20 protein-coding genes are annotated in these 19,634 nt (G+C 72.1%); 8 read left to right on the forward strand and 12 right to left on the reverse strand.

Annotated elements, in window-relative coordinates; all coding sequences use genetic code 11:
* A partial coding sequence (locus tag ETD85_RS46320) for an AfsR/SARP family transcriptional regulator (protein ID WP_206059301.1) occupies nt 1-1,188 on the reverse strand: 1,188 nt, incomplete at its 3' end.
* 117 nt (nt 1,189-1,305) lie between these two features.
* Between ETD85_RS46320 and ETD85_RS46325 the strand changes: the two genes are divergently transcribed.
* Nucleotides 1,306-2,439 (forward strand): alkene reductase, encoded by a 1,134-nt coding sequence (locus tag ETD85_RS46325; protein WP_138696227.1) that lies wholly within the window; start codon nt 1,306-1,308, stop codon nt 2,437-2,439.
* Nucleotides 2,440-2,530: 91 nt separating this feature from the next.
* Here ETD85_RS46325 and ETD85_RS46330 read toward each other — a convergent pair whose 3' ends face one another.
* Nucleotides 2,531-3,262: an SDR family oxidoreductase gene (locus tag ETD85_RS46330; protein WP_138696228.1), complete on the reverse strand. Its 732-nt coding sequence runs from the start codon at nt 3,260-3,262 to the stop codon at nt 2,531-2,533.
* 22 nt (nt 3,263-3,284) lie between these two features.
* Complete coding sequence (locus tag ETD85_RS46335; protein ID WP_138696229.1) at nt 3,285-4,178, reverse strand: SDR family oxidoreductase; 894 nt, start codon at nt 4,176-4,178, stop codon at nt 3,285-3,287.
* Between the two features lie 158 nt (nt 4,179-4,336).
* Here ETD85_RS46335 and ETD85_RS46340 point away from each other — a divergent pair, with 158 nt between their 5' ends.
* Together ETD85_RS46340 and ETD85_RS63790 are read left to right on the forward strand one after the other, a co-directional pair.
* Nucleotides 4,337-5,245 carry a LysR family transcriptional regulator gene (locus tag ETD85_RS46340; protein ID WP_138696230.1) on the forward strand — a complete coding sequence of 303 codons (909 nt, stop codon included), beginning with the start codon at nt 4,337-4,339 and terminating at the stop codon, nt 5,243-5,245.
* Nucleotides 5,246-5,341: 96 nt separating this feature from the next.
* Nucleotides 5,342-5,485, forward strand: a complete 144-nt coding sequence (locus ETD85_RS63790) for a hypothetical protein (RefSeq protein WP_170247204.1) — start codon at nt 5,342-5,344, stop codon at nt 5,483-5,485.
* A 120-nt stretch (nt 5,486-5,605) separates the two neighbouring features.
* Here ETD85_RS63790 and ETD85_RS46345 read toward each other — a convergent pair whose 3' ends face one another.
* Both ETD85_RS46345 and ETD85_RS46350 read right to left on the reverse strand, forming a co-directional pair.
* Nucleotides 5,606-6,466, reverse strand: a complete 861-nt coding sequence (locus ETD85_RS46345) for an NADP-dependent oxidoreductase (protein ID WP_240779869.1) — start codon at nt 6,464-6,466, stop codon at nt 5,606-5,608.
* 162 nt (nt 6,467-6,628) lie between these two features.
* Nucleotides 6,629-7,684 (reverse strand): LacI family DNA-binding transcriptional regulator, encoded by a 1,056-nt coding sequence (locus ETD85_RS46350; protein WP_138696232.1) that lies wholly within the window; start codon nt 7,682-7,684, stop codon nt 6,629-6,631.
* Between the two features lie 344 nt (nt 7,685-8,028).
* Between ETD85_RS46350 and ETD85_RS46355 the strand changes: the two genes are divergently transcribed.
* The 5 genes from ETD85_RS46355 to ETD85_RS46375 all read left to right on the forward strand — a co-directional run bounded on the left by ETD85_RS46355 (nt 8,029) and on the right by ETD85_RS46375 (nt 12,924).
* Entirely contained in the window at nt 8,029-8,826 is a 798-nt protein-coding gene (locus tag ETD85_RS46355) for a ThuA domain-containing protein (RefSeq protein ID WP_138696233.1), read from the forward strand.
* The gene (locus tag ETD85_RS46360; protein ID WP_138696234.1) at nt 8,823-9,911 is read left to right on the forward strand and encodes a Gfo/Idh/MocA family protein; all 1,089 of its coding nucleotides are present in this window, start codon (nt 8,823-8,825) and stop codon (nt 9,909-9,911) included. The genes ETD85_RS46355 and ETD85_RS46360 overlap by 4 nt, the downstream gene beginning before the upstream one ends.
* A 177-nt stretch (nt 9,912-10,088) precedes the next feature.
* Nucleotides 10,089-11,261, forward strand: a complete 1,173-nt coding sequence (locus ETD85_RS46365) for an FAD-binding oxidoreductase (RefSeq protein WP_138696235.1) — start codon at nt 10,089-10,091, stop codon at nt 11,259-11,261.
* The gene (locus ETD85_RS46370; protein WP_138696236.1) at nt 11,258-12,166 is read left to right on the forward strand and encodes a DivIVA domain-containing protein; all 909 of its coding nucleotides are present in this window, start codon (nt 11,258-11,260) and stop codon (nt 12,164-12,166) included. Before ETD85_RS46365 ends, ETD85_RS46370 begins: the two co-directional genes overlap by 4 nt.
* A 29-nt stretch (nt 12,167-12,195) precedes the next feature.
* Nucleotides 12,196-12,924 carry a DUF2625 family protein gene (locus tag ETD85_RS46375; protein WP_138696237.1) on the forward strand — a complete coding sequence of 243 codons (729 nt, stop codon included), beginning with the start codon at nt 12,196-12,198 and terminating at the stop codon, nt 12,922-12,924.
* 121 nt (nt 12,925-13,045) lie between these two features.
* On the opposite strand, the gene ETD85_RS46380 is transcribed toward ETD85_RS46375, so the two are convergent.
* The 7 genes from ETD85_RS46380 to ETD85_RS46405 form a co-directional block, all read right to left on the reverse strand.
* The gene (locus ETD85_RS46380; RefSeq protein WP_240779870.1) at nt 13,046-14,236 is read right to left on the reverse strand and encodes an ABC transporter permease; all 1,191 of its coding nucleotides are present in this window, start codon (nt 14,234-14,236) and stop codon (nt 13,046-13,048) included.
* On the reverse strand, nt 14,233-14,898 hold the full coding sequence (locus ETD85_RS46385; protein ID WP_138696238.1) for an ABC transporter ATP-binding protein: 666 nt from the start codon (nt 14,896-14,898) through the stop codon (nt 14,233-14,235). The genes ETD85_RS46380 and ETD85_RS46385 overlap by 4 nt, the downstream gene beginning before the upstream one ends.
* Nucleotides 14,895-15,995 (reverse strand): peptidoglycan-binding protein, encoded by a 1,101-nt coding sequence (locus tag ETD85_RS46390; protein ID WP_170247205.1) that lies wholly within the window; start codon nt 15,993-15,995, stop codon nt 14,895-14,897. The genes ETD85_RS46385 and ETD85_RS46390 overlap by 4 nt, the downstream gene beginning before the upstream one ends.
* Nucleotides 15,992-16,528: a hypothetical protein gene (locus tag ETD85_RS63795; RefSeq protein WP_170247206.1), complete on the reverse strand. Its 537-nt coding sequence runs from the start codon at nt 16,526-16,528 to the stop codon at nt 15,992-15,994. Before ETD85_RS63795 ends, ETD85_RS46390 begins: the two co-directional genes overlap by 4 nt.
* Before the next feature lie 32 nt (nt 16,529-16,560).
* Nucleotides 16,561-17,334 (reverse strand): ABC transporter permease, encoded by a 774-nt coding sequence (locus tag ETD85_RS46395; RefSeq protein WP_138696240.1) that lies wholly within the window; start codon nt 17,332-17,334, stop codon nt 16,561-16,563.
* The gene (locus ETD85_RS46400) at nt 17,331-18,224 is read right to left on the reverse strand and encodes an ATP-binding cassette domain-containing protein (RefSeq protein WP_138696241.1); all 894 of its coding nucleotides are present in this window, start codon (nt 18,222-18,224) and stop codon (nt 17,331-17,333) included. The genes ETD85_RS46395 and ETD85_RS46400 overlap by 4 nt, the downstream gene beginning before the upstream one ends.
* Nucleotides 18,221-19,634, reverse strand: a 1,414-nt coding sequence (locus tag ETD85_RS46405; RefSeq protein ID WP_240779871.1) for a nucleotide-binding protein, incomplete at its 5' end; no start/stop codon positions are given. The genes ETD85_RS46400 and ETD85_RS46405, both read right to left, overlap by 4 nt.

A 19,634-nucleotide genomic window follows, 5' to 3' on the forward strand; every position in this document is an offset into this window, starting at 1 on the left:
GCTCAGCCCCGGTGGGGCCAGGGGCGTGCCGAGCCCCGGTGGGGCCATGGGTGTGCCGAGCCCGGGCGGGCCGGCTGGGATGTCGCCGTGGAGGCCGAGTGTGGTGGTGACCGCCTGCGCGAGGTCGGTCACGTCCCCGCGCCTGGCCCCGAGCTCCACCAGCCACACCCCGTCGGCCACCTGTCCTGCGGGGGAGTGGGAGAGGCGGGTCGCGGCCTCCACGGCGAGGCGGGTCTTGCCGACCCCGCCAGGTCCGGTCAGCGTGACCAGGCGGGCGCCGTTCAGGAGCCTGCTGACCTGGTCCAGAGCGTCCTCGCGGCCGATCAGGGCGGTGAGCGGTGCGGGGAGATTCGACGAAGGGCGGTCGTCGGGACCCGCGTGCGCCGGAGCGCCGGGACCGCCGCTCAGGGCGCGGGGGTCGCTGCCTGGGGCACTGGGGCCGCTGCCCGGAGAGGGGCCGAGTGATGGGTCCTGGCGCAGGATCGCCTGGTGCAGCCGGGCCAGCTCAGGGCTCGGATCGACCCCGAGCTCCTCCGCCAGGCGCTCACGCAGCTCCGCGTACGAGGCCAGCGCCTCGCTCTGGCGGCCGGCCAGGTAGAGGGCCCGAAGCTGGACGGCGCGCAGGCGTTCGCGCAGCGGATGGCGGGCCACCAGGCCGGCCAGCTCCCCGGTCAGCAGGAGGTGGTCGCCGGCCGCCAAGCGGGTCTCCGCCTGCTCCTCCACGACGGCGAGGCGCTGCTCGGCCAGGCGGTGCGCCGCCGTACGGGCGAACTCCGCGTCGGCGAACTCGGCGTACGCCGGCCCGCGCCACAACCCCAGCGCCTCGGTGAGCAGGGCGACCCGCGTTCCCGCGCCGGCCGACCGGGACTCGGCCACCAAGGAGTGGAAGCGGTCCGCGTCCACCTCGTCGTCCGGACCGAGGCGCAGCCGGTATCCGGGCGCCTGGTAGGCCACGCGGTCGCGGCCGAGAGCCCGGCGCAGCTGGGAGACCTTGGCCTGAAGGGCGTTGGCGGGGTTGCCCGGCGGCTGCGCGCCCCACAGGTCGTCGATGAGCCGGTCGGCGGAGACCGGCCGGCCCTCGTGCACGAGCAGATCGGCGAGCAGCGCTCTGACCTTGACTTCGAGGACCTTGACCGGCTCGCCCTCGTCGTCCCACACCATCAGTGGACCAAGCACTCCGAACCGCACAGTGGCCACCGTACACACGGCCGGGCGGCCGGCCGTCAGCGGACCGTCAGGGACTCCGAAGCGCTCAGCGGCACAGTCAGCAGTGGCACCACCGGCACACCTGAGAGATCGGATCTGATGACCATGGAAAGCACGGCGTTCACCTCCCGCCTGTTCGAGCCCGCCCGGCTCGGCGCTCTGCACCTGCCCAACAGGCTGGTGATGGCGCCGCTGACGCGCAACCGCGCGACAGCCGACGGCGTCCCTGAGCCGATCATGGCCACGTACTACGCGCAGCGCGCCTCCGCGGGGCTGATCATCGCGGAGGCCAGCACGCCTAACGCGGTCGGGCAGACCTATCCCAACATCCCCGCCATCTACCGCGACGCGCACGTGGCAGGCTGGCGGCGCGTCACCGACGCGGTGCGCGCGGCGGGCGGCCGGATGTTCCTGCAACTGCAGCACGGCGGCCGGATCGGCCACCCGGACACCACCGGGCTGACGCCGGTCGCGCCCTCGCCGGTGGCCTTCCCCGACCCGATCCACACCCCCGGCGGGTCCAGGCCCGGGGCCGTGCCCCGTGAGATGACCGTCGCGGAGATCCGCTCCACCGTGGCCGACTTCGCCGCCGCCGCCCGGCGGGCCATCGACGCCGGGTTCGAGGGGGTGGAGGTGCACGGCGGCAACGGCTACCTGATCCACCAGTTCCTGTCGGGGGAGACCAACCGCCGTACCGACGGCTACGGCGGCTCGGCGGCCGGCCGCATCCGCTTCGCGGTCGAGGTGGTGGAGGCCGTCGCCGACGCGGTCGGCGCTGCCCGGGTGGGCCTGCGCATCGCGCCCGGGGTCACGGCCAACGCCATGCGCGAGCACGACGTCGAGAGCGTCTACCCGGCGCTCGTGGGCAGGCTCGCGGACGCGGGGCTGGCCTACCTGCACGTCGTCTTCGCCGATCCCGAGCAGGCCCTGTTCCACCGCATCCGCGGCGACTGGCCGGCCACGCTGATCGCCAACCCGGCGCTGCCCTGGCCGAGCCCGCTCCCCGCCGACGGCGGCCGGCACGAGGGCGAACGGCTCCTCGCGGCGGGCGCCGACCTGATCTCGCTGGGCCGGGCGTTCCTGGCCAACCCCGACCTGGTCGAACGGCTGCGCCGCGGCGCGCCGCTGAACCCCGTGCGCGACGAGTACTGGTACGGGGGCACGGAGCTCGGCTACACCGACTACCCGGCGCTGACCACCGCCCCTGACCGGTTCCACCCGGTGCCGGTCTGACCCGGGCACCCGGCCGCTACCCGCCGACCCCCAACCGGCCGCCACGCGCCGACCCCGAACTGGCCGCCACGCGCCGACCCCGAATCCGCCGCTATGCGCCGATCCCGACGCCGCCGCCCACGACGATGTTCTCGCCGGTGACGAATCCGGCGGTGGCGAGGAACGCCACGGCCTCGGCGATCTCCTCGCCGGTCCCCATCCTGCCGAGCGGGATCCGGGAGACCGTGGCGCGGGCGGCCTCCTCCAGCACTTCCGGCGCGAGCTCCCGCTTGGCCCAGATCCCGGTCGCGATCGGGCCGGGGCTGATGGCGTTCACCCGGATGCGCCGGGGCGCCAGCTCCAGCGCGAGGGTGGGCACGAGGGCAAGGAGCGCCCCCTTGGTGGCGACGGTGACCGACCCGTTGGGGAGCCCCCTGGTGGCGCCGACGCCGACGTTGAAGATGATCGACCCGCCGTCGGCGAGCAGGGGCAGGACCTTCTGCAGGGTGAAGAACTGGCCTTTGACGTTGACGCCGAACAGGTCGTCGTAGGTGGCCTCGTCGAAGGACTCGATCGGTTGCGGCCGGACGATTCCGGCGTTCAGGAACACGGTGTCGAGCGTGCCGAAGCGCCGCCGGACCTCTTCCGCGACGCGGTCGGCGTCGGCGAGGGACCGGGCGTCGGCGCGTAAGACGACGATGTCTTCAGGGAGCTCCCGCTGGGCCGCGGCGATGGTGCCGGGGTTCTGCCCGGTGACGATCACCTGGTATCCCCGGCGATGGAGCAGCTCGGCGGTGGCCCGGCCGATGCCGCTGGTGCCGCCGGTGATCAGTGCTGCGGGCATGTAGGCCTCCTGTGTGGACGGTTCAGCCGAAGTAGTGGCCTTGTTCGAGGTCCGCGATGAGCCCGGGATGTACGGGCTGCCAGCCGAGCTGCTTGCGGGTCGCCTCGCTGGAGGCCGGGATGTCCGTCGAGAAGAAGGACCCGAGGAAGCCGAAGTGGCCGTCCGCCTCCGCAAGGGGGATCGAGGTCACCGGCAGCGCTGTATGCCGGCCGATGACCTCGGCGATCTCGCGTACCGCGACGCCCTCCTCCCCGACCGCGTGCAGCCGCGTGCCCGCGGGCGCCGTCTCCAGGGCCAGGCGGAACAGCCGCGCGGCGTCGAGCCGGTGCACGGCGGGCCAGCGGTTGGCGCCGTCGCCCGGGTACGCGGACACGCCCTTGGCCCTGGCGATGCCGATCAGCTGCGGGACGAAGCCGTGATCGCCCTTGTCGTGCACCGTCGGCGGGAGCCGTACCACCGAGACGCGCACGCCGTGCTCGGCCGACGACAGAGCCGCCACCTCCGAGGCGAACCTGAGCGCCGCGAACGACTCGGGAGCCGGGGCGTCCACTTCGGTCGCGAGGTGGCCGGGCGCCAGACCCGCGGTTCCCGAGGTGATGACGAAGGGGCGATCGGAGCCCGCGAGCGTCTCGCCCAGCACCTCGATGGCCCGCCGGTCCGTCATGGCGGCGGACTGGAAGTCGGAGAAGTCGTGGATGAACGCCAGGTGGATGACGCCGTCGGAGCCGGCCGCCGCGCCGCGCAGGCTGCCGAGGTCCTCCAGGGAGCCGCGGTGCACCTCGGCCCCCGCGGCCGTCAGCGACGCGGCGGCCTGGTCCGACCGGGCGAGGCCGAGCACCTGGTGCCCGGCGTCCAGCAGCTCCCGGACGACGGCGCTGCCGACGAATCCGGACGCACCGGTGACGAAGACACGCATGGCTGTACTCCTTTTCGGAAGATGGGGACCGGCCCGCTCGATCACCGCGACGGTGCCGGGCCGGTGATCCCACCTTGCGCCCGCGCGGCGTTCCCCGTCCAATGAATGTTTCGCAAGCCGCGATACGATTCGTGCATCACCACAGCTAGAGTGGCCATATGCCCGACTCATCGCCGCTGGATCCGGACCTCGACCTGCGCCTGGTGCGCTGCTTCACGGTCGTCGCCGAGCACCGGCACTTCGGCCGCGCCGCCGCCGACCTCCACCTCACGCAGCCGTCGCTGAGCAGGCAGATACGCCGGCTCGAACACCAGCTGGGCGCCCGCCTGCTCGACCGCACCCCGCAGGGCAGCCGGCTCACCGAGGCGGGCGAGGTCTTCCTGCCGCTGGCCAGGACGCTGCTGCGGACCGCCTCCCAGGTCGCGGCGCGCACCCGGGCCGCCGCGCAGCCCAGCCGCGTCACCATCGGTTACGCGGGGGGCCTCATCGTCACCCCGGCCGTGCGCGAGCTGCGTCACCAGCACCCCGACGCCGACGTGCGGACCACGCATCTGAGCTGGAACGAAGCGCGCGCGGCACTGCTGGAGCACCGGGTGGACGCGGCCGTGGCCCGGCTGCCGTTCCCGACCGACCGACTGGACGTGACGGTCCTCTACGACGAGCCCAGGGTGCTGCTGGTCCCGCTCGACCACCGCCTGGCCGGCAAGGAGTCGGTCACCCTCGACGACATCGCCGACGAGCCCCTGCCGCGGCTGCGGCAGTCCGATCCCGACTGGAGCGCCTTCTGGCTCCTGGAGCCGCGCCCCGACGGGCGCCCGGCGCCGGAAGGGCCCATGATCGACGCCATCGAGGACAAGTTCGAGGTGATCGCCGCCGGTCAGGCCGTGGCCGTCTCGGCCGGTCCCCGCGGCCACAGCCCGCGCCCCGACATCACCGCGATCCCTCTGGAGGGCGTCGAGCCGAGCCACGTCGTGCTGGCGACCCGCGCCGGCGACCGCGGCCGCCTGGTGGCCGCCTTCCGCAAGATCGCCCGCACCCACCTCACGGGTGACTTCGGTCAGGAGTGAGGCTCCGGGCCCGCCGGCCGCAATTTCCGGCGATCCCGCAGCACATCGTCCGGCCTGGAGAGAATGAGCCCCGCTCCAGGGGCAGGAACATCGACTATGGACGTCATCCTCATCCTCGCGCTCATCGCACTGCTCGCCGGTATGGTGATCGCGCTCACCCAGCGGGTGTGGCCCGTCGCGCTCCTTTGCGGCGGCATTTTCATGGCCGTCCTCGCCGACGCGGGGCTCATCGTCAGCTAGCCCCGCGGGCCCGTCAAGTGGAGCTTCGCCTCGCGAGCTTTCACGGCGAGCGAGTGGGAGAGGCCGTACTGCTGTTCGGCGCTGGAAGAGGAGCTCGTCCGATCACGTGGGTCTCCTGGTTCAGTCCTCCGCCACGCGGATGATCGTTTTACCGGGAGCGCGCTTGCCGGGGCCGAATGCGGCGGGTGCCTCGGCGAGCGGCCGCACAGCACCGACGAACGGCCTGAGCCGCCCATCCCTCAGCCGCGTGGCGAGATCGGCGAGCCGGGCGCGGTCGGGCTCGACGACGAAGAAGACCGCCCGGCCGTCCTTGGGCTGGACCTTGGGCGGCATGACGACGGTGACGAGCGTGCCGCCGGCCCGGACCAGGGCGGCCGAGCGGTCAAGGATGTCGCCGCCGATCACGTCGAACACGACGTCGGCCTCGCCGGCGTCCTCGAGCCGGTCGGCCTGCAGGTCGATGAAGGTGTGGACGCCGAGCGCGAGTGCCCTGTCCCGGCCGGAGGCCCGGCCGGTGCCGATGACGCGGGCGCCGGCCTCGCGGGCGAGCTGGACCGCGATCGAGCCGACGCCGCCCGCGGCACCGTGGATCAGGACGGTCTGGCCCGTGGCGAGGCGGCCGTGGTCGAACAGGCCCTGCCAGGCGGTCAGCCCGGAGATCGGCAGCGCGGCGGCCACGGTGTGGTCGATGTCCGCCGGCAGCGGGGCGAGGTTGCGGGCCTCCACCGCGGTGTACTCGGCGAGCGTGCCGTTACGGGTCCAGTCGGCCAGCCCGAACACCCGCTGTCCGACGCTCAGGCCGGTGGTGCCGTACCCCAGCTCCACGACGACACCCGACAGTTCGTGTCCGGGCACGCTCGGCGTCCGGTCGCGGCCGGCGCGATCGGACCACGTGGCGGGCCAGTCCAGCTCGCCAGGGGTGAAGCCGGCGGCGTGCACCCGCACGACGACGTCGTTCTCGGCCGCATGGGGGTAGGGCATGTCTGTCAGGGACATCCCGGCGAGACCGGCGTTACGGTCTCGCACCGTGATGGCTTGCATGCAGGTCCTCACTGGTAAGGCGTGACCCCGAGCGCACAGCCCGCTCGCGTGCGGGGCTCATGGCGGCTGCTGGTGGATGTATACCGTTCGCCATGTTCGGTCTCACCTGCCGTCGGCATTCCTTGTCGCCCGTTTTGCGGTCTCATCAGGGAGACGAGGCGAGCCGACGGACTCGCCGGGCACGAGGGTGCAGGGGATGAGGATGTGGGGCGGCGCGTCCTGGACGCCTTCGAGCTGGTCGATCAGCGCGTCCGCGGCGAGGCGGCCGAGCTCGGGCGCCGGCGCCGCCATGACGGTCAGCGACGGCTCGATCATCTCGCCGAGCTCCCTCGTGGTCGAGGCCGAGATGACGGACAGGTCGCCGGGCACGGTCAGGCCGAGCTCGCGAGTGCCCTTGACCAGGCCGGCGGAGGCGCCCTCGTTGAGCAGGATCACGGCCGTCGTGCCGGGGAACCTCTCGTGCAGCGTGCGCGCGGCCTCCCGCCCGCCGGCCGAGGTGCCCTCGACGGTGACGACCACGGGGGGCCGGCCGAGCGCCGCCATCGCGTGCAGGTAGGCGGACTCCGCCCGCATGATGCGGCCGGGCTCGTTCTCCGGCGCGGCCTTGGTCCGCTGGGTGACCAGCGCGATGTGCTGGTGGCCGTACGAGCGGAGGTGCCCGACCGCCTCGTCGATCGTGGCGGTGAAATCGATGTCGACGAACGGCAGGTCGTCGTCCTCGGTGCGGCCGATCAGCGCGAACGGCACCCGCGAGGCGATGAGCCGGTCGACGCGGGAGTCGCGGATCTGCACCTCCATGAGCAGCGCCCCGTCGACGAGGCCGCCGGCCAGCAGATGCGACATCTGCTCGTCGTCGTTCACGGGCCACAGCACGAGGTCGTAGCCGCGCTCGCGGGCGCCGTGGGCGGCGCTCATGACGAACTGGATCACCGTCGCGTTGGGCCGGATCTCCAGGTCGGGGTGCAGCAGCGCGAGAATGCGCGTGCGGGAGCTGGCCAGCGCGCGGGCGACCACGTTGCGCCGGTAGTCGAGCTCCTCGATGGCCGCCTCGATGCGGGCCCGGGTCTGCGGCGCGACGCGCTTGGTGCCGTTGATGACGAAGGAGACCGTGGCGATGGAGACGTTGGCGCGCTCGGCGACCTCACGCATCGTGACCATGGATGGCGCCTCCAGGCTCGGACGAAGTGCGTCGATACTCGCGAAGCACTGAGACTATATCCCAGCCGTGTCCGTAAAACGCTTAACTTGTTGTTGACATCACCCGGTGACAGGCGCAACATACTGCACAGGCAAACGTTGGTTAAGCGCTTTGACAGATCGGTGTCCATGACCCGGAAGTCATGAGGCTCCATCCGCTCGTGCCGCGAAGACGCAGGCAGACGGGCTGAGGGGCCCTTATGGCGCATTTCTCCAGTGGTGCCGCGCATCATCGGATAAACGACTGCGCGCGCACCCGACCAGCGCATTCCGCACAAGGATCGGCAACCCGGGAAAGGACCCACATGAACGCGGACCGCGTCCGGCCCATCCACGTCACGGTTTGGGGCGAGAACCGGCACGAGCAGGCCGAGCCCAGCGTGGCCGAGATCTATCCCGACGGCATGCACAACGCCATCCGCCGGGGGATCGAGCACTGGCTGGGCGAGCGGGCGACCGTCGCGACGGCCACGCTCGACGACCCCGAGCACGGCCTGACCGAGGAGGTGCTGGCCGGCACCGACGTCCTGACCTGGTGGGGCCACGCCGCCCACGGCGAGGTGGCGGACGAGGTGGTCGAGCGCGTGCACCGGCACGTGCTGTCCGGCATGGGGCTGGTGGTGCTGCACTCCGGGCACTGGTCGAAGATCTTCACCAAGCTCATGGGCACCACGTGCACGCTGCGCTGGCGCAGCGACAACGACCGCGAGCTGGTCTGGACGGTGAACCCGGCCCACCCCATCGCCCGCGGCATCCCGCACCCCATCGAGATCCCCGCCCAGGAGATGTACGGCGAGCAGTTCGACATCCCGGCGCCCGACGAGCTGATCTTCATCAGCTCCTTCACCGGGGGCGAGGTGTTCCGCAGCGGCTGCACCTTCCGGCGCGGCAACGGCAAGATCTTCTACTTCAGCCCCGGCGACCAGGACTACCCCGTCTACCACCATCCGGACGTCCTGCACGTCATCGCCAACGGGGCCGAATGGGCGGCCGGCGACCGGTCGCGGCGCGAGCTGCCGACCCTGCTCCGCTACGAGACGGGCGACTTCTTCACCGGGCACGGCTACCAGGGAGCGATGCGGAACAAGGAGAGCGCGGAATGAGCGCCTTCGCCGATCCGGCGCGCCCGCTGCGGGTGGTGCAGGTCGGGGCCGGCTCGATGGGGCTGGCCTGGCTGCGTACCCTGACCGCGGCCCCCGGCGTCGAGCTCGTCGGCGTGGCCGACCTCGACCCCGCCCGGGCGGAGGCGGCCGTCCGCGCGGCCGGCGCGGACGTCAAGGTGGACTCCTCGCTCGGCCGCCTGCTGGCCGCGACCGATCCGGACGCCGTCGTGAACGTCACCGTCCCCGCGGCCCACGCGGAGGTGAACATCGAGGCGCTCTTCGCCGGGATCCCGGTCCTGTGCGAGAAGCCCGCCGCGCCGACGCTGGCCGAGGCGATCGTCCAGGTCGCCGCCGCGGAGGCGGCCGGCCGGCTGTTGATGATCAGCCAGTCGCGACGGTACTTCGCCGCCCTGGCGGAGTACCGCCGGCGCATCGGCGAGCTCGGCACGCCCGGCCTGCTCACCACCGAGTTCTTCCGCGGCCCGCGCTTCGGCGGCTTCCGCGACGAGATGGAGCAGCCGCTGCTGGTGGACATGGCCATCCACGCCTTCGACGCGGCCCGCCACCTGCTCGGCGCCGAGCCGGTCTCCGTCATGTGCGAGAGCTGGAACCCCGCGTGGAGCTGGTACCGGGGCGACGCGGCGGCCACGGCGACGTTCCTCTTCGACGACGGGACCCGGTACGTGTTCACCGGGGCCTGGTGCGCGGACGGGCTGGAGACGTCCTGGAACGGCCGCTGGCGGGCCGTCGGATCGGCGGGCACCGCGACCTGGGACGGGGAGGACCGCGTCACCTCCAGCCTTGGCGGCGAGGTGAACGTGCCGCGCGGTGCCGAGGAGCAGATCGCCGGGGCGCTGGCGGAGTTCGTCGCGGCGCTGCGGACGGGCGCGCGGCCGTCGGGCGCGATCGCCCGCAACCTGCGCAGCCTCGCCATGGTCGAGGCGGCGGTGCGCTCCGCCGAGTCGGGTACGCGGGTCCGGATCGGCGCGCTGCTGGACCAGGCGCACCAGGACGCGCTGGCCCTGCCCGTACGCGCGGAGATCCGCGAGCGGCTGCTGGCGTGGGAGCCGGGACGTACGGACTGACATGGGGTTTGACCTGCCCGGATAAAGGTCGTCAGCCGGGCGGGGCGGTGCGGCGGGCACCCGGAGTGAGCGCCTCCCGGCACTGCGGTGACGGCGCCGGCCACCTAAGACAGAAAACCTGAATTACCAGGATTAATGGACATCAGAAGCGCCCCTGTCTAGACTCGCTTGAGTAACATGTTTCTCGAAGGGCGTAGCGCTGCTGGGGGGGCCTTGTTGGGCTTTCAGCGACTCAGGGATAACTTCGAGCTGGTCGCCAAGTATGGGGATGGCGTGCCGTTGTATCTGTTCTCCGACATGTTTCTACGGGCACCGCGGTTACGCGAAATGTTCCCGGTGAACATGCGGAGTCAGCGCGATCGGCTGATGACCACGCTCGCGTTCACCGTGGAAAATTCCGCGAATCTCCTGGAGATCACCCCTTACCTGCACCAGCTCGCCCGCAGCCACCGCAAGTTCGGCACCGAGCCCGAGCACTACGCACAGTGGAGCGCGAGCGTGGTGAACGCCATGCGGCGCTTCTCCGGGAGCGCCTGGGACGACTCGCTGGAGCGCGAATGGTGCGAGTTCCTGGCCAACGTGTCCCAGATGCTGCTCGACGGCGCCCGCCAGGACTCGACCACCCGGCCGCCGCACTGGTCGGCGGAGGTGATCAGCCACGAGCGCAGGGCGATCGACACCGCGGTGATCCGGCTGCTGGTCGACGAGCCCTTCCCGTACGTTCCCGGCCAGTCGGCACCCATCGAGGTCAGAAAATGGCCGAATATGTGGCGCTATTATTCGATGGCGAATGTGCCGAGGCAGGACAACACCATTGAATTTCATGTGAAAGCCGATGGGGCGGTCAGCCAGGCGCTCGTGCGCGAGATGCACGAGGGCGATATCGTCAAACTGGGTGCGCCCGTCGGGACTCTCACTCTCAACCCGAATACCGAGCGCAATATTCTGCTCATCGCGGGCGGCACGGGATTCGCGCCGATAAAGGCGATCCTGGAGCACGTGATCAGATTGCCGGTGCCGCCGTGGGTCTCCCTGTTCGTCGGCGCGCGCGAGCCCGACGGGCTTTACGACCTGGACATCGTCCGCAGCTGGGCCGAGCGCTACTCCTGGCTCAACGTCCGGGTCGCGCTGTCCGAGATCGGCGATCCAGATGTCGCCGCCCTGGGGACGGTGGGCGAGGTCGTCAGCCGCTACGGGCGGTGGGGTGGCTACGACGCGTACGTGTGCGGGCCGCCCGCCATGGTCGACAGCACGGTGAGCATGCTGCGCGAGAACGGGTTCAGCGACAATCGCATACGCCTGGAGAGGTTCGCGAGCGCGGTCACTCCAACACAGAGGTTCGCCATATGAATGACTCGGTGCAGCACTACCACAACGGACATCCCGGCCAGCCGGATACCGGCAACGAGTTCCACTTCAACGATTTCCAGGTCAGCGGCGAGTCCGGCGGCTTCACCGTCAACAGCGAGGTCGAGGCCGACGGCTGGCACGAGCCCGGTGACGCGGCGGGGGACGGTGGCTCCTGGGAGGAGCCGCAGTGGGACGAGCCGCGCAAGTCGGAGCCGGGGTCGTTCGGGCGCTCCTCCGATCGGCTGACGCCAGGGCAGCTGCGCTCCATCGTCTTCAGGCGCGCTCCGCTGGGCAAGCGCGGGCTCGACGAGCACCAGGTCAACAGCCTGCTGGACCGGGTCGAGGAGGAGCTGACCCGGCTGACCCAGGAGAAGAACGCGCTTTCGGCCGAGCTGGAGCTCCTGCGTGGCTACGTCACCGACGCCGCGTCGGCCGCCCCGGCCGTGCTGCCCCAGCAGCAGCCGCCGGAGCAGGGGGCGGTGGAGAGCGCCGCGCCGGCCGGCCACGGGAGCGGGCTGACGCGCGTGGAGCCCGCGGCCGCCGCAGAGTCGCAGGCGGTGGCGGGCCGGATGCACGAGGCGCACGTGTACGCGGCCAGCCTGCTGTCGCAGGCCCAGCAGACCGCCGACCAGTACATCCAGGACGCCCAGCGATACAGCCGCGAGCTGGTCGAGGACGCCCGCAACCGGCGGCACCAGCTGCTGTCGACGCCGCCGGACCCGGAGCACGGGGTGCCGTCGGGCGAGGAGTCGTGGGAGCGCGAGGCCGTACGGCTGCGCGCCGCCAGCCGCGAATACCGCGGCAAGCTGCGCGACTACTTCGAGCTGCTGCTGATGAACCTCGACGAGTGGGAGACGGCCGAGGGCGCCGGCGACCCGCCACCCGCGAACGAACAGCCTTACTGACCGCCGAGCGGTGCTGGGATCATCGTCGGGTGCGTGAACTCGACGAGTTGATCGATGTGGATGATCCGGCGTGGCCGGAGTTGCGGGAGCTGCTCGCGACCGCCGCGGTGCCGCTGCGGACGCTGCCGGTGGATCGGGGCGAGGCCCATCGGTCCGTGCTGCAGCTGCAGGTCACCGCGCGTTCGTTTCTCGGCGCGCTGGCGCTGAACACGGGCGGCCTGATCGTCGATGACGGCTGGGTCCGGGTGTTCGGCGGCGGGTCGGGCGGGGGTGGTGATGTCCTGCCGAGCCTGGCCCAGGTCAACCAGTTCCCCGCGGTCTTCGACCCCGGATGGCGCCCGGCGGCCGGGCTGGTCGTCGGCCACGACGTGCTGGGCGGGGTGTTCGCCGTGAACGGCCCCGATCCGGCGGCCGCGGGCCGTCCCGGCGAACCGGGGCAGGTGACGTATTTCGCCCCGGACACGCTGGAGTGGGAGTCGATGGAGATGAGCCACTCCGCGTGGACGTCCTGGTTGCTGTCCGACCGGCCGGCGAGGTTCTACGAGGGATTGCGCTGGCCGGGCTGGCGTCCGGAAGCCGCGGCCCTGGCCTCCTCGCTGGGGATCACGGTCCATCCGTGCTTGTGGAGCGAGGAGGCCCGCGCGGATCTCGCGGCGACCACCAGGGCCGCCGTGCCGATGCGGCAGGTGCTCGGCCTGGCCGCTGACTTCGCCCGGCAACTGGGCCTGACCGAGCCGGGGTTCCTCGGCGCGGCATAACTCGGACGGTTGCCTTCTCCGGGGTGCTTCGCCGCAGGTCGAGGCGTCCTCATGGCCGCTGAGCGCGACGGCCGCAGGTCGGCGGGTCCTACTGGGCGAGTGCGACGGTCGCAGGCCGGTCCTACTGGCCGCTGAGCGCGACGGTCGGTGGGACGCGGGCCGCCCTGAGCGCAGGGTAGAGCCCGGCCAGCGCGCCGATCAGCACCGTCGTGCCCAGCCCCCCGCCGAACGCCCACGTCGGCACCACCGCGGGCAGGGAGTTCAGCTGCGCGTACACGAACGTGGCCAGCGCCCCGAGCAGCACCCCCGCACCCCCGCCGAAAGCGGACAGCAGCACGGCCTCGACCAGGAACTGGCTGCGCACCTGCCCCCTGGTGGCGCCGAACGACCTGCGCAACCCGATCTCCCTGCGCCGCTCCAGCACGGCGACCACCATGGTGTTGGCCACGCCGACCGCGCCGACGAACAGGGCGACCGCACCCAGCCCCAGCATCAACCCGGTGAACGCCCCCGCCGCCGCGGTCTTCGCCTTGAGCGCGTCGGACGGCCGGCTGACCTTGGCCTCGTTCGGGTTCTCCGGGCTCACCGTGCGGGCCAGCACCGCGCGTACGCTCTCGACGGCCTCGTCCGCCGACCGCTCGTACACGGTGGTGGGGTGACCGTCGTGGTTCAGGTAGTTCTTCGCGGCCGGGAACCCGATCAGCGCCGACCGCTCGATCTCCTCGGCCAGCGGCATCCTGTCCAGGATGCCGATGACGGTGAACCACCTGTTGCCGATCCAGACCTGCACGTCGGGAGAGCTCAGGCCGAGCCGCTCCGCCGCCACCGCGCCCAGCACCACCACCGGCTGCCGCTCCGTGGCCGCGTTGAGCCAGGTGCCCTGCTTGATCTTGCCGTCGACGGTCTCGACCAGGTCGAGGCTGGTGGCCTGGACGGTGATGCCGAGCGAGATGCCGCTGGGGATGAGGTCGTTGCGCCGGACGATGACGCCGGTCTCGCCGGTCTGGCTGGCGTTCGTGACGCCGTCGATCCGGCGGACCATGTCGGAGGCGGCCTTGGGCAGCTTGACCTCGTCGCCGAAGAGGCTGTCACCGGGCTCCACCCGCAGCAGGTTCGTGCCGAGCGCGTCGAGCTGGCGCAGCAGCTGCTCCTGGCTGGAGGCGGAGATGCCGACGACCGTGACCATGGTGGCGATCCCGATCGAGATGCCGAGCGCGGCGAGGATCGCGCGCATCGGCCTGGCCCGCAGCCCCGAGGTGCCGAGCCGGGCCAGGTCCGTCGGCCGCAGCCGGGCCGGGCGCAGCGTGGTCACGAGACCTCGGACCTGACCAGGCCGTCGCGGACCCGCACCCGGCGCGGGCAGGCCATCGCGACCTCCGAGTCGTGAGTGATGATCACGACGGTGATCCCCGCCGCGTTCAGCCGCCGGAACAACGCCATGACCTCGGTGCCCGCCTCGGAGTCGAGGTTGCCCGTCGGCTCGTCGGCCAGCAGCAGCGGCGGCTCGCCGGCGACCGCCCGCGCGACCGCGACCCGCTGCATCTGCCCGCCGGAGAGCTGGTGCGGCCGGTGCTCCAGGCGGTGGCCCAGGCCGACGCGGTCGAGTGCCGCCGCCGCCCGGTCGCGCCGCTGCCGCCTGGACAGGCCGGAGTAGAGCAGGCCGTCGGCGACGTTGTCGAGCGCCGACGAGCTGGGGCTCAGGTGGAACTGCTGGAAGACGAACCCGATGTAACGGGCGCGCAAGGCCGACAGCTCACTGTCCGAGAGCCTGCTCACGTCGTGGCCGGCCACGCGTACCGTGCCCGAGGTCGGGCGGTCGAGGGTGCCCGCGATCTGCAGCAGGGTCGACTTGCCCGAGCCGGACGGGCCGACGATGGAGACCATCTCCCCGCTGCCGATGACCAGGTCCACGTCACGCAGGGCCTGCACCTTGCCGTAGCTCTTGCTGACGCCGCGGATCTCCAGGATCTTCATCGGCCCGACACCGAGACCTGCTGGTTCTCGGCGAGCCCCGCACCGCTCACCTCGACCCGGCCGTTGCCGAAGGCCCCGGTCTTCACCGGGATCCGCACGGGCGCCTTGCCCGGCTCGACGACCTCCACCCCGTAGCCGCCCTCCGGCAGCGCGAGCAGCGCCTCCACCGGCACGGTGAGGACGTTCTCGGCGCGCCGGCGTTCGAGCTCGACGGTCACCGGCGCCTCGTCGAGGGAGCCGAGCGACTTGGCCGAGACCTTGATCTCCACCTCCACCGTGGCGCCGCTCTCCTGGTTGTCCGGCCGCTTGACGGTCTTGGCCACCTTCGCGATCCGGGAGATCTTGCCGGTGGCCTTCTTGACGCCGGCCAGTTTCACGGTGACCTTCTTGCCGACCTTGGCGATGTCCTGCCGGTCGGCGTCGAGGTTGATGCGGACGAGCCGGTCGGTCGCGGTGGTCTCGAGCACGGGCCGTTGCGGCGCGACCTGGTCGCCCACCTCGACGACGGTCTCGCTCACCCGGACCTCCTCCGGCAGGAAGACGATGTCCGCGGGGGTGACCTCGCCGTCGCGCTCCATCCCCGTGTCCTTCTGCCATTCGCGTACGGCCCGCCGCGTGGCGTCGGTGAAACGCGTGTCGACCGTCATGTTCTTCTTGTAGCCGAGGGCGCGCAGGTTGCGTTCGAGCTGCTTGATGTCCGGGCCCCGCTTGACCCCTTCCTTGAGGGTCCGGTACGCGGGCAGCTTGCCGTACAGCAGGATCCGCGGCCTGCGGTCGATGTGGTAGAGCGACTTGCCGCGCTTGATGGTCTTGCCCTCGGCCGGGAGGCTGGTGATCGTACCCCCGGACCCGGCCTTGATCGTGCGGTCGCCCGCGTACGTGAGCGTGCCGTCGATGCTCTCCTTGTCCACGAGGTCGCCGCGGGTGATCGGCTTGGTGGCCGTGGAGACCGTACGCGGGGTCGGCGTGCTGTCCGCCTGCGCGCGCGGGCCGGTGTCGAAGAACGCGGCCGAGGCGTGGATGCCGCCGGCGGTGACCGCGCTGCCGATGACCGCGGTGCCCACCGCGACGACGACGCCCTTGAGCCGGCCGTTCACTGCGCACCCCCCTGACCCTGGAACTGGGCGGCGCACTTCTCGGCGGCCGCCTGCAGCTTCGGGTCGTCGGGGTTGAGGTTGGGGTTCTCCTGGGGCGGGTCGGGCACGTCGAAGCCCGCCTCCCGCATGCACCTGGCGACCTGGATGAGCTGGTCGCGCACCTTCGGGTCCTCAAGCGGGTTCGGTATCTGGGAGGCGTACTGCTCGCACGCCTTCGCCGCCTTCTCCAGGGTGGCCTGGTCGCCCGTGTACTTCCAGGTCTTCTCCTCGGGAGAGCCCGGGTCCGGCACGTCGATGCCCTGCTCCCGCATGCACTGCGTGAGCTTGAGCATCGCGTCGTCCGGATCGACGGTGGGCGCGCCCGACGCCTTCGGGGCGCCGGACGCCTTGGCGGCCGTCGCCGCCTTGGCCGTGGCGCCCGGGGTGCCGGCGATGGCGATGGCGATGGGGTGGCGCTCGTCCCGCAGGGCGCAGCCGGTGAGGACCGTCACGCCGAGGAGCGCGGCGGCGAGCCCGGACAGGATCCTGGTCATGAGCGGCGTCATAAGCGGCGTCGTGAGCGGCGTCATGAGCGGCCGTCCCAGTCGAAGGTGCGCCTGGTCAGCACGTTCACCACCACGGCGGCCACCAGCAGCCCGGCCACGGCGGGCCAGGTCTGGGACAACCGGCCCTGGGAGGCGTGGAAGACGAAGTCGTTGAGCTGGGCGAGCGGGTTGTAGTTTGTGATCTCGTAGAACCACGGCGCCACTCCCTTCCACCCCTCGCGTGGGACGCCCAGGCCGCTGCCGGCGAACAGCAGCAGGATGCAGAGCGGGGCCGCCACCCGGGCGCCGGCGGGCGGCATGCGCATGCCCCCGAGCAGCAGCCCGGTGCTGAACGCGCAGTAGGTGACGATCAGGGCCGCCCCGGCCAGGCTCAGCGGATGCCACGAGCGCGGCGGCCCGTAGATGAGGAACGTCACGGCGGCGAACAGCGCCACGGAGACCAGGACCAGCACGCCGGCGGCGATCGCGTGGGCCGCGACGTAGGAGCGCGCGCCCGCGGGGGTGCGGCGCAGCCGCCTGAGCATCCCCCGGTCGCGCAGCTCGGAGACGTGGGTGGTGAGCACCATGATCCCGACGGCCGCGGCGACGGTGCCGGCCATCTCGGGCAGCAACCGGTCGATGACCCGGACCCCCGGCATCGCGCCGAACTCCAGGGTGGGGAAGGAGAAGCCGATGAACAGCATCAGCAGGAGCAGGACGGCGAACGGCAGGACGATCGCCGACACGAGCGCCAAGGGGGAGCGGACGAGGAGCATCAGCTCGATCCGGACCATCGCCCACAGGGTGCCGTTCATCGCCCGCTCTCCAGTGCCGCGGGCTCCGGAACGGCGGCCAGGGTGAGATAGGCGTCCCTGAGCGTGGGCGGGCGGATCGACCAGATCCGGTCGCCGCTCATGGGCGACAGCTCCTGGATGGCCGCCTCCAGCGCGGGACGCGAGCCGTACAGGTAGGTCGAGCTGGCGTAGGGCAGGACGCGGACGTCGCTCGGCCGGCCGACCTTCATGTGCGAGGGCACCCGCAGCACGAAGACCGAGCCGAGCAGCCGGATCAGCCGGGCCGGCGAGCCCTCCGCGAGCACCCGGCCCCTGCGCAGCAGCACGACCCGGTCGGCCAGGTTCTCCGCCTGGCTCAGGTCGTCCAGGGTGACGCACACCCCGCCGTAGCCGTCGCGCAGCTCGCTGATCGTCTGCTCGATGCGCTGCCTGCTGCCGGGCTTGAGCCCGGTCGTCGGCTGGTCCAGCAGGACGAGCTCGGGGTTGCCGGCTAGGGCGAGCGCGATCATGGCCCGCCTGCGCTGGCCCTCGGTCAGCGCCTTGAACCGCTTGGGCAGCAGCGGCTCCAGATCGAGCAGGTCGATCAGCCGCGAGGGCAGGCCGCGGGTGCCGTACAGGCGGGAGAACAGGGAGATGCCCTCGGAGACCTTCATCCGGTCGGGCAGGCTCTCCTCGCGCAGGCTCACGGCCACGCCGGGAGGGAACGGGTCACCCGGTCCGACCGTGCGGCCGAGGATCTCGACGCTGCCGGAGTCGGGCTCCGTGCCGCCGGACAGACACTCGATCAGGGTGCTCTTGCCGCTGCCCGGCGGGCCGACCACGCAGACGATCTCACCGCGCTCGACGGTGAAGGAGACGTCCTCCAGCGCCTGCGCCTTGCTGAGGTCGGTGACGTCGAGCAGCGCCGTCATGCGCCCGCTCGCCGGCTGAACCGGTCGGCGATGGTGGCGCCGACCTCCAGGTACGTGTCCCGCGTCGCGGTGCGCAGCAGGTCGAGATCGACTTCCGAGCCCTGCTCCAGGTGGGGGTCGAAGGGGATGCCGATGACCGCGCGGCAGCGCTTGGCGAAGTGCCCCTTGAGCTCTTCGAGGTTGACCGGGTTCCGGCGGGTGTTCTTGACCGCGGACAGCACCACGACGGCGTCCTTGGCGAGATTCTGGTGGCCGTGGGCCTGCAGCCAGTCGAGCGTCGCCGACGCCGACCGGGCGCCGTCCACGGTGACCGGGCTGACCAGGACGATCTGGTCGGCCATCGCCAGGATCGCGCTCATCGCCGAGTGCAGCATTCCGGTGCCGCAGTCGGTGATCGAGATGGAGTAGAACTGCTCCAGGATCTGGGCCACGGCGCGGTAGTCGTCGTCGTTGAACGCCTCGGAGATCGCGGGGTCGCGGTCGGAGGCCAGCACCTCCAGCCGCGAGGGGGCCTGGGAGGTGTAGGAGCGCACGTCGGCGTAGCGCCAGATGCCGCCCCGGTCGTTGAGCAGGTGGCGGACGGTGGCGGGCGACTCCAGCCGGAGCTTCTCCGACAGGGTGCCGCGGTCGGGGTTGGCGTCGACCGCGATGACCCGGTCCCCGCGCTGGTGGGCGAGCGTGGAGCCGAGCCCGATGGTGGTCGTGGTCTTGCCCACGCCGCCCTTGAGGCTCATGACCGCGATCCGGAAGTGCCCGGCGGCGACGGGTCGCCTGATGCGCTCGATCAGCTCGTGGCGGTGGCGCTCGGCCTTGGAGTCCTGGGGGCGGACGAGGCCGCCGGACAGCGTGTACACGAGCTTGCGCCAGCCGCCGGAGGGCGGCCGCCTGCGGGTGCGCAGCAACCGCTCGGGGCGCAGGCTCTCGGACGACATGCCCGCCGCGGGCTCGTGGGCCGGCGGCCCCGCCACGTGCGGGTTGCCGAACGCGGCCCCTGGAGCGGCCTGCTCGGGGTAGGCGAGCCCACCGGCCGCCGGGTCGTACGCGCCCCCGGCCGGGTCATAGGCCGTCCCGGCTCCTGCCGGGTCGTACGCCGTCCCGGGCTGGTCGTACGCCGTGCCGGGTTGGTCGTACGCCGTGCCCGGCTGGTCGTACGCGAGTGCCGCGGCGGCCGGGTCGTACGCGCCCGCCGGGTCGTAGGCCCCGGCGGGGTCGGGGTAGGCCGGCCCCGCCGCGGCCGGGTCGAGAGTGGGCATGGCCGGCTGCTGCCGGCGCGGCGGCGGCGACGGCTGCTCCCATGGCGCCGACGGCTGCTCCCACGGCGGCTGGCTCTCAGCCGGCGGGGTGGCCGCCGCCTGCCGGCCGGTGGGCGGGAAGACGCGCACCGGACGCGCCGGGGGCGCCTGCGGGGGC

This window comes from Nonomuraea zeae, from assembly GCF_005889725.1.
Lineage (GTDB): Bacteria > Actinomycetota > Actinomycetes > Streptosporangiales > Streptosporangiaceae > Nonomuraea > Nonomuraea zeae.

Excerpts from the sequence above, each read along its gene's own strand:
- ETD85_RS46355 (WP_138696233.1), top strand. The coding sequence starts at position 8,029 with ATGAACGCGGACCGCGTCCGGCCCATCCACGTCACGGTTTGGGGCGAG.
- ETD85_RS46400 (WP_138696241.1), bottom strand. The coding sequence starts at position 18,224 with ATGACGGCGCTGCTCGACGTCACCGACCTCAGCAAGGCGCAGGCGCTG.
- ETD85_RS46360 (WP_138696234.1), top strand. The coding sequence starts at position 8,823 with ATGAGCGCCTTCGCCGATCCGGCGCGCCCGCTGCGGGTGGTGCAGGTC.
- ETD85_RS46385 (WP_138696238.1), bottom strand. The coding sequence starts at position 14,898 with ATGAAGATCCTGGAGATCCGCGGCGTCAGCAAGAGCTACGGCAAGGTG.
- ETD85_RS46345 (WP_240779869.1), bottom strand. The coding sequence starts at position 6,466 with ATGCCCTACCCCCATGCGGCCGAGAACGACGTCGTCGTGCGGGTGCAC.
- ETD85_RS46350 (WP_138696232.1), bottom strand. The coding sequence starts at position 7,684 with ATGGTCACGATGCGTGAGGTCGCCGAGCGCGCCAACGTCTCCATCGCC.
- ETD85_RS63795 (WP_170247206.1), bottom strand. The coding sequence starts at position 16,528 with ATGACCAGGATCCTGTCCGGGCTCGCCGCCGCGCTCCTCGGCGTGACG.
- ETD85_RS46330 (WP_138696228.1), bottom strand. The coding sequence starts at position 3,262 with ATGCCCGCAGCACTGATCACCGGCGGCACCAGCGGCATCGGCCGGGCC.
- ETD85_RS46325 (WP_138696227.1), top strand. The coding sequence starts at position 1,306 with ATGACCATGGAAAGCACGGCGTTCACCTCCCGCCTGTTCGAGCCCGCC.
- ETD85_RS46340 (WP_138696230.1), top strand. The coding sequence starts at position 4,337 with ATGCCCGACTCATCGCCGCTGGATCCGGACCTCGACCTGCGCCTGGTG.
- ETD85_RS46335 (WP_138696229.1), bottom strand. The coding sequence starts at position 4,178 with ATGCGTGTCTTCGTCACCGGTGCGTCCGGATTCGTCGGCAGCGCCGTC.
- ETD85_RS63790 (WP_170247204.1), top strand. The coding sequence starts at position 5,342 with ATGGACGTCATCCTCATCCTCGCGCTCATCGCACTGCTCGCCGGTATG.
- ETD85_RS46365 (WP_138696235.1), top strand. The coding sequence starts at position 10,089 with ATGTTTCTCGAAGGGCGTAGCGCTGCTGGGGGGGCCTTGTTGGGCTTT.
- ETD85_RS46395 (WP_138696240.1), bottom strand. The coding sequence starts at position 17,334 with ATGAACGGCACCCTGTGGGCGATGGTCCGGATCGAGCTGATGCTCCTC.
- ETD85_RS46370 (WP_138696236.1), top strand. The coding sequence starts at position 11,258 with ATGAATGACTCGGTGCAGCACTACCACAACGGACATCCCGGCCAGCCG.